This is a genomic window from Mycobacterium sp. SMC-18 (assembly GCF_045310895.1).
Lineage (GTDB): Bacteria > Actinomycetota > Actinomycetes > Mycobacteriales > Mycobacteriaceae > Mycobacterium.
The window spans coordinates 1-8,078 of record NZ_JBJIAL010000081.1 but is presented as its reverse complement, the minus strand read 5'-3'; the positions used below and the strand labels follow the sequence as shown (position 1 = coordinate 8,078).

Genomic DNA, 8,078 nt, shown 5'->3' with positions numbered 1-8,078 from the left:
TTGCCATGGGGACATCCTTCCAGCCCGCCCATGCTGGGCAAGCCAACTCAGATGTCACCTATTCGTGCAGCAGACCCGGCGATTGCTCTGGGCCCAAGCTTGTGGGGAGTTGCCGTTAGTCAAAGGCGCGCAGCGGAGGTCGTTTCGACGATGGACTTGTTCCCGCGTTTTTGGTGATCGGGGGTCGATTGCGGGAAGTGCTATGGCCCAATAATTTTGGTGTCTGACTTCCATGGGCAGTAGGCGTTGGCGTCCCGTCTGGTGATCGGCACGAGCGTTGTTCGGCGCCTACGGCAATAAGGTGACCGGTCGAATCGGCAGTGGCGTCCAGGTCGACACCCCGGCGCCAGAGCTTGATCGTGTAGATGGTGTGCCGGCCGAGTAGGCGAGCGGTGCCGGCCGCCATGGCAACAGCCGTCATCAGCGGCAGGATGATGGCGTACTGGCCGGTGAGTTCGAACAAGGTGACCACGGCGGTGATCGGCGCGCCAGTCGCGGCGCCTAGCATGGCTCCCATGCCGATCAGGCCGCAGGCGCCAGCTGCGATAGCCAGACTGGGGTAAAGATGGTGCGCGGCGACCCCGAAGGCGCTGCCCGCCATCGCCCCGATGAAGAGGGTGGGTGCAAACACCCCGCCTGAGCCTCCGATGCCGATGGTGAGGCTGGTCGCCAAAATCTTGCCGACGAGCAGTAGGAGCAACATGGTTGCCGCGTACCGGCCATCGATCGCGTTCTGTAGAACCGGATAGCCGACGCCATACATCTGAGGCAACGCGATCAACAAGGCGCCCAAGGCAATTCCGCCGACGGCCGGGCGGGCCCACTGTGGTCCCCGCCAGAGCCAATCGCAGGCGTCCTCGACCCAGTACAAGACTCGCGAGAACACCGTTCCAACGACGCCCGCGCCTACTCCGAGCGCGGCATACAGCACGTATTCGACTGGACGGTGCACGGTGAATCCGGGTAGGGACAGGAACGGGTGATCGCCCATCAGGGTGCGCCCTACGACGGCGGCAGCCACGCTCGACAACACCACGACACCGGCTGACTCGGCGGCGAAATCGCGCAGGATCAATTCGAGGGCGAAGAACACCCCGGCCAATGGAGCGTTAAAGGTAGCCGAGATGCCGCCGGCCGCTCCGCATGCGACGAGCAGACAAATCCGATCAGTATCGAGGCGCAGCCATTGCCCCAGTGCGGAGCCGGTAGCCGAGCCGATCTGCACAATCGGCCCTTCACGTCCGACTGATCCGCCGCCACCGATGCACAGCGCCGACGCCAGCGCCTTGACGACCGTTACCTGTGGTTTGATCCGTCCCTTGTTGCGGGCCACGGCGAACATCACTTCGGGCACACCATGGCCGCGCGCCTCGGGTGCAAAATGGTGCACAAGCGGGCCGTAGGCCGCACCAGCGATCACGGGAGCGGCCAGCAGAAACCACCAACCCAGCGCGGGCCAGTGTGCGCTGGGGACACGACCCAACGCCGAGTAGTCGGCGTACCCGGTGAACATCCGAGTGAAAAACTCAACCAGCCAACGGAACGCGAGGGACTGCCCCGGGTTCAGTTGACTCGCGGGGTGTGAATTTCAGGCCGCGGTTGCGACTGGTGTGTGGAGCAGTTCGAACTCTATCGGGGTGAGCCTGCCGAGGGCGCGTTGGCGCCGGCGGCGGTGGTAGGTCCGCTCGATCCAGGACACGATCGCCAGCCGGAGTTCGGCTCGAGTTGACCAACGTCTGCGGTCCAGGACGTTGCGTTGCAGCAGGGCGAAGAACGACTCCATGGCCGCGTTGTCTCCGCAGGCGCCGACGCGGCCCATCGATCCGTGTAATTCGTTGTGCGACAGAGCATGGACGAACTTCCGCGATCGAAATTGGCTACCCCTGTCGGTGTGAACGATCGTCGCGGTCGGTGAGCGCAGTGCCACGGCGTGATCCAGCGCCGCGACGGCCAGCGAAGACTTCATTCGGGAGTCGATCGAGTAGCCGACAATCCGGTTGGAGTAGACGTCTTTAATGGCGCAGAGGTAGAGCTTGCCTTCATCGGTGCGGTGCTCGGTGATGTCGGCCAGCCAGACCTGGTTGGCAGCGCGGGCGCTGAACTGACGCTGCACGAGATCGTCGTGGACGGGCGGCCCGGATCGGCGGTTCAGTCCTCGCTTCTTGGCAAAGACCGACCAGATGCCCTCTTGCGAGCACAGGCGTGCGACACGGTTTTCGCCGGCGATGATCCCGCGCGCGGGCAACTCATCAGCGATGAACCGATACCCGAATGCGGGGTCATCGGCGTGGATGTCGCGGGCAACGTTGATCAGGTGTGCGTCGTCCCAATCCCGCTGTGACAGGGGTGCTTTGCGCCACTTGTAGAACGCCTGGGTGGAGAATCCCAGAACCCGGCAGGTCACCGTGACGGGCACGCCGTCAGCGGCAAGGTCGAGGACCAGCGGGTACATCATTTTGGGTTGGCGTCCCGGGACAGGTAGCCGACTGCGCGGCGCATCACCTCGGCCTCTTGCTCGAGCAGTTTGATCCGTTTGTGCGCTTCGCGCAGCTGCGCGGCCATGTCGTCAGCATCGGCCGCTGAGGCGGGCTGACCGCGGCCATCCTCGCGGTCGGCGATCTTGAGCCAGCGGTGCAGGCAGGCCTCCGAGATGCCGAAGTCCTTCGCGATCTGGCGCAGCGGCGCCTCGCCCTTGCGGGCCACGGCGATGACGTCGGCTCGGAACTCGGCAGGAAACGGTGTCGGCACGAGGTTGATCCTTCCAGCAAGGACGAATCCTCACAGGTCAGGAGTCAACCAAACTGGGGGCAGTCCCCTATTGCAGTATGCAACAGTAGTGCTATCTAGGATAATCGGCTCTCCGAATGGGCGGCGACGATAGTCCCCGGTCGCAGGTGCGGCTGCACAGGAGGCGATCGGCCCGAGTCAGCCGCTAGGCGGTCGGCGTGCGACGCGGTTGTGGTGTGGGTCTGGTCGGGTATCTGGCGCGGCGCAGACTAAAGTTGACTAGGAGGAGGTTCCGGTGAACGCGCAGACCAAGACAACATCCGCCCAATCGGTCGATGCCATTACCGATGCGTTGATTACTGCGTCCCGGCTGTTGGTCAGCATCTCGGCGCGATCGATCGCCGAGGTGGATGACACGATCACCATTCCCCAGTTTCGGGTATTGGTGATTTTGTCCTCGCGCGGTACGACGAACTTGGCGACCCTGGCAGGGCTGCTTGACGTGCAGCCCTCAACGATCGGCCGGATGGCCGAACGGCTGGTCGCGGCCGGTCTGATAGACCGTCGCCCGCATCCCAATTCGCGCCGTGAACTGGTGGTCGAGCTGACCGCGCGTGGCCGCAAGGTCGTGCGCACGGTCACCGCTCGCCGGCGGGCCGAAATCGTGCGGGTCGTGGAGGCGATGCCGGCGCGGCAGCGTGAAGGCATGGTCAGCGCACTCACCGCCTTCACCGAGGCCGGCGGAGAGCCTCCGGCTGAAATCGACTTCTAGCACACCGGTTGTTCGGGGCCACGAATCCTGCACCGGCCCACAGTCGGCGTTCTACGCGCTTCATCTGACGGTGCACGCGACTTGACTCCACGGCCCTGGCGTGTTGGCTGTGGCGCGGCTTTCCCGGGCCGCGGGCGGACCGACCGGCCCTCGGGGCTGGCTCGGTGGTGGGGTGGCCCGCCCGCGGCGGTCCGTGGACATACCGGTTCGCTGCAGCGTTGGCAGCAACGTCACCGCTGATGTAGTTCGACGAGCTGTAGCAGTTGGCCGCACCGACGGCCTCATCGCGGCTTTGGAGCCTGTGCCACAGTAGCATAGTGCCACAGTAGTAATGCGCGTGTTTTCCTTGGTAGCGGCTCAGCGAGGCGTGTATGCAGCGTCTTGGGTTGTCCGACTTATCAATTCGTCGCCGGTTCTAACGGCCCAGATTCGAAGCCCGAGCGCCAATCTCGGCTCTCGTGGGGGAATGCCTGCGAAGAACTCCGATGGCGGGGCCCGCGCCGAGGGTGTTCGTCTCATGGTCTCGTGGGCGATCGATGTTAGTGGGGCTCAATGGACACGTATCGAACAGCCGCCACGAAAATCGCTGCAGCCCTCCAGAACTCGACCTCTATAACAGTTCGATAACGGTGGCGTCGCCGTTGTGTGCGATGACCCGAGGGTGAAACCGCTGATCAGGCAGGCATTTAACAGAAGGCGGAGCGCAACGGCATTGCAATTGGCGTCCTTGATTGAGCGGTCGCTGTGTGTCTACTGTCAGCAAACCCGATGATTTGAACTGACGATGATCGATGACCGTTCGGTGGTGACCTTTCTCTGTGATGCCCGATGCCAACTGTGCCGTCCCGCGCACCGAAACTGCCTTGCTACGCGCCCCTTGTAGCACGGACGCGATCGCAATCCGAAGGCTCGCCGCCGCCACCGGCGTGCTCGATGTGAACTCCACCTATGCGTACCTGCTGCTGGCCACTGATTTCGCGGCCAGCTCCATCGTCGCGGAAAAAGCTGGCGAAATCTGTGGATTCATCACCGGCTACCACCCACCGCCGCGGCCGGACGTCTTGTTCGTCTGGCAGGTCGCGGTGGCGCCGCACGCGCAAGGCCAGGGGCTGGCCGGTGTCATGCTCGACGGGCTGGTGCATCGCATTCGAACCGAACGACGGGGCCATCCGGTCACAGTGGAGGCGACGGTAGCGCCCGGCAATACCGCCTCTCGTAAGTTCTTCGGAGCGTTCGCACGCCGCCATGGCGTGCCAACAGTCGAGTTTTCACATTTTGGCGCCGAGCTACTCGACGCCGACGGCGGCCACGAAGACGAGCCGATGCTGCGGATCGGCCCACTCGTGGCACCACTGCCAAGCTGACGCGCGATACCCCGGGACAGTGCCAAATGCACTGTCCCACTTATGTTTCTGTTTGTCTATTGAAAGGATTCAACCGTGCTTCTCGCCGACGCCGCACACCTGACCGAGAGCGGCCTGCCAGATGTCTTCGATGCGGTGGAATCGGAGGTTCGCAGCTATTGCCGCGCCTGGCCCACCGTCATGGAGAGCGCCAGCGGCTCCTGGATCACCGACAACGACGGGCGGCGTTATCTCGATTTCTTCGCGGGCGCAGGTGCTTTGAACTACGGCCACAACAACCCAGTACTCAAGCAGGCGCTACTCGAGTACCTCGGATCAGACGGGATCGTGCATTCGCTGGACATGGCGACATCGGCCAAACAACGCTTTCTGGAGACTTTCCAGCAGTTGATCTTGCGGCCGCGGGGCCTCGATTTCAAGGTGCAGTTCCCAGGTCCGACCGGCACCAACGCGGTCGAGTCGGCGCTCAAGCTCGCGCGGAAGGTCACCGGACGCGAATCGATCATCAGCTTTACCAATGCATTTCACGGCATGACCCTCGGCTCGCTGTCAGTTACCGGAAACTCCATGAAGCGTGCCGGCGCCGGCGTGCCACTGGTACATGCAACCCCGATGCCTTACGACAACTACTTCGGCGGAGTCACCGAAGACTTCCACTGGTTCGAGCGCGTCCTCGACGATTCCGGCAGCGGCCTGAACCGGCCGGCCGCGGTGATCGTGGAAACCGTCCAGGGCGAAGGCGGTTTGAATATCGCCCGCGCCGAGTGGCTACACGCGCTGGCCCAATTGTGCCGCACCCGCGACATCCTGATCATCGTCGACGACGTGCAGATGGGCTGCGGTCGCACCGGCCCCTTCTTCAGCTTCGAAGCCGCCGGAATCGTGCCGGACATCGTGACCTTGTCGAAGTCGATCAGCGGATACGGGCTGCCGATGGCGCTCACCCTATTCCGGCGCGAGCTCGACGTCTGGGCGCCCGGCGAACACAACGGCACCTTCCGGGGCCACAATCCGGCATTCGTCACGGCCACCAAGGCTCTCGAAACATACTGGAGAGAAACGCAATTCAGTGCCGAGACCGAGGTGAAGGGTGAGTTGATCAGATCGCGACTCGAGGACATCGCGGCACGCCACGATGGCATCGCGGCACGCGGCCGTGGCATGGCGCAGGGGCTCAGATTCGCCGATGCCGCACGTGCCGGTGATGTTTGCCGTCAAGCGTTCGAGCGGGGAGCGTTGATGGAGACCAGCGGGCCGTCCGACGAAGTCGTCAAACTGCTTCCGCCGCTGACCACGTCAGCCGACGATCTGCTGGCCGGCCTGGACATCCTGGCCGAATCGGTCGCCGCGACCCGACCCTGATCCGACTACCGCCAACCTAGACGGAAAGAATGCCTCACCCATGATTGTCCGCACCACCGCAGAGATCACCGGAACCGACCGCGACGTGGCCGCCGGAACCTGGCGATCCAAACGCATCATCCTCGCCGACGACGGGGTCGGATTCTCGTTCCACGAGACCACGATCGACGCGAACACGGTCAGCGAGTTCCACTACCGGCACCACGTCGAGGCGGTGTGGATCACCGAAGGTGCCGGCGCACTGACCAACCTCGAAACCGGCGAGCGCCATCCACTCGGACCAGGCACCATGTACCTCCTCAACGGCCACGAACGACACCAGATCCGGTGCGACGAGCAGCTGCGGATGCTCTGCGTGTTCAACCCCCCTGTCACCGGGCGAGAAGTACACGACGCCACTGGCGCCTACCCACCCCCGCAGTCGGTCGCGTGAGCGCGCCCGGCGCCGCAACCGCTGTAGTCGAGGACCGCTATCCGACTCGGCTCGACCACGCGGTCGAACCCATTCCCCGCAGCGAGCCTGTGGTCTGGGGCATGGAGACTGACGGCCCACTGCTGCCGCACGAACTCATGCGCTTCGACGAGGTCGGTTATCTCGTGCGCCCCGGCACTGTCGCCGATGACCTGATCGGACCGCTGCGGGGCGAAACCGACCGAATCGCCATTGATCTCGAGCCGGGCGACCCACGGATCATTCGGGAACCACGCGGGTCCATCCGCTCGATCTTCGAACCACATCTGCTCAGCGAACTCGTCGCGCACGTGGTCGATCTGGACACGGTGCTGCCGGTGGCGCGCCAACTGCTCGGCGGCGATGTCTACATCCACCAGGCCCGTATCAATGTGATGCCCGGCTTCACCGGCACCGGCTTCTACTGGCATTCGGACTTCGAGACCTGGCACGCGGAGGACGGCATGGCCGACATCCGCGCGGTGTCCTGCTCGATCGCCCTCACGCGCAACTATCCGTACAACGGATCACTGATGGTGATTCCCGGGTCGCACCACACGTTCTACCCCTGTGTGGGGGCAACCCCGGACAACCACCACGGCACCTCGCTGATAGCGCAGCAGGTTGGCACGCCCGATGAGACCACCCTCTCCAAGGCTGTCGATCACCACGGCATCGACCAGTTCACCGGCCCACCGGGGACGGCACTGTGGTTCGACGCGAACCTGCTGCATGGTTCAGGATCGAACATCACGCCCCTGCCTCGGTCGAATGTTTTCCTGGTCTTCAATTCGGTCCACAACCGGCTCGGTGAACCATTCGCCGCACCGCGACCGCGGCCCCGATACTTGGCGGCGAGGTAGGTGCCGCAAGGCGCAATGTGAGCGTGACGCCGTGCCGTTGAGGCGACGCGGCTCGGTGAGCGTCTTCAGCGCCCCGGAGATGGCCCCCGCACTGGCGCCGCCGAGGGTGGCGGCCAGTTCGCCCATCGTGACGTCGGTCTGCTCGGTGAACAATAACGTCGCCAGCGCGCCGCCAAAGCCTTGTTCACCCGATACGTCATCGAAAGCCAGGCGTGCGTGCTCGCTGGTGAAAAGTTTTCGTCAGCAAGCTATTTCGTCAGCGGCTTGCGTTCGCCTTGTGTTTCGCGCTTCAGTGCGCCGTGGTCACCGGTGGCAGGTTTCGTAGCGATGAATGAGTGCCTGTTCGCCAGCCGTGGGCTGATAGACGGCCAGGTCGCGTCGGGTGCATCCGCCGATCGTGACCGCGACCGGGCCTCGCGAAACCCCGTAGCCGCCGATGTGGCCGGAAAGTTGGCTACCTGCTGTCAACGACGGTCGAAAATTGACCCCGTAGCGTCGGTTGAATTTTGACCCCCTTGGTTGTGGTTACTTGCTGGTTC

Annotated in this window: 7 protein-coding genes; 5 read left to right on the top strand and 2 right to left on the bottom strand. The window is 63.8% G+C overall.

Annotated features, from left to right (window positions below; all coding sequences use genetic code 11):
• Nucleotides 1-115 precede the first annotated feature (115 nt).
• Together ACJH6J_RS29590 and ACJH6J_RS29585 are read right to left on the bottom strand one after the other, a co-directional pair.
• On the bottom strand, nt 116-1,513 hold the full coding sequence (locus ACJH6J_RS29590; protein ID WP_212812414.1) for a chloride channel protein: 1,398 nt from the start codon (nt 1,511-1,513) through the stop codon (nt 116-118).
• A gap of 75 nt (nt 1,514-1,588) precedes the next feature.
• A protein-coding gene (locus ACJH6J_RS29585; RefSeq protein WP_110783901.1) for an IS3 family transposase occupies nt 1,589-2,748 on the bottom strand; the annotation gives its coding sequence in 2 pieces (ribosomal slippage) (nt 1,589-2,457 and nt 2,457-2,748; 1,161 coding nt in all).
• A gap of 274 nt (nt 2,749-3,022) precedes the next feature.
• Here ACJH6J_RS29585 and ACJH6J_RS29580 point away from each other — a divergent pair.
• The 5 genes from ACJH6J_RS29580 to thpD all read left to right on the top strand — a co-directional run bounded on the left by ACJH6J_RS29580 (nt 3,023) and on the right by thpD (nt 7,539).
• Nucleotides 3,023-3,499 (top strand): MarR family winged helix-turn-helix transcriptional regulator, encoded by a 477-nt coding sequence (locus tag ACJH6J_RS29580; protein WP_061004315.1) that lies wholly within the window; start codon nt 3,023-3,025, stop codon nt 3,497-3,499.
• A gap of 821 nt (nt 3,500-4,320) precedes the next feature.
• Nucleotides 4,321-4,863, top strand: coding sequence for a diaminobutyrate acetyltransferase (ectA, locus tag ACJH6J_RS29575; protein WP_061004313.1), 543 nt, complete (start codon nt 4,321-4,323; stop codon nt 4,861-4,863).
• Between the two features lie 75 nt (nt 4,864-4,938).
• Nucleotides 4,939-6,225 (top strand): diaminobutyrate--2-oxoglutarate transaminase, encoded by a 1,287-nt coding sequence (gene ectB, locus ACJH6J_RS29570; RefSeq protein WP_212812413.1) that lies wholly within the window; start codon nt 4,939-4,941, stop codon nt 6,223-6,225.
• A gap of 40 nt (nt 6,226-6,265) precedes the next feature.
• On the top strand, nt 6,266-6,658 hold the full coding sequence (locus tag ACJH6J_RS29565) for an ectoine synthase (RefSeq protein ID WP_061004310.1): 393 nt from the start codon (nt 6,266-6,268) through the stop codon (nt 6,656-6,658).
• Nucleotides 6,655-7,539: an ectoine hydroxylase gene (thpD, locus tag ACJH6J_RS29560; protein WP_133427341.1), complete on the top strand. Its 885-nt coding sequence runs from the start codon at nt 6,655-6,657 to the stop codon at nt 7,537-7,539. The genes ACJH6J_RS29565 and thpD overlap by 4 nt, the downstream gene beginning before the upstream one ends.
• The last annotated feature ends 539 nt before the right edge of the window (nt 7,540-8,078 follow it).

Coding starts and splice junctions, on each gene's coding strand:
- ectA (WP_061004313.1), top strand. CDS start 4,321: ATGCCCGATGCCAACTGTGCCGTCCCGCGCACCGAAACTGCCTTGCTA.
- ACJH6J_RS29590 (WP_212812414.1), bottom strand. CDS start 1,513: ATGTTCACCGGGTACGCCGACTACTCGGCGTTGGGTCGTGTCCCCAGC.
- ACJH6J_RS29565 (WP_061004310.1), top strand. CDS start 6,266: ATGATTGTCCGCACCACCGCAGAGATCACCGGAACCGACCGCGACGTG.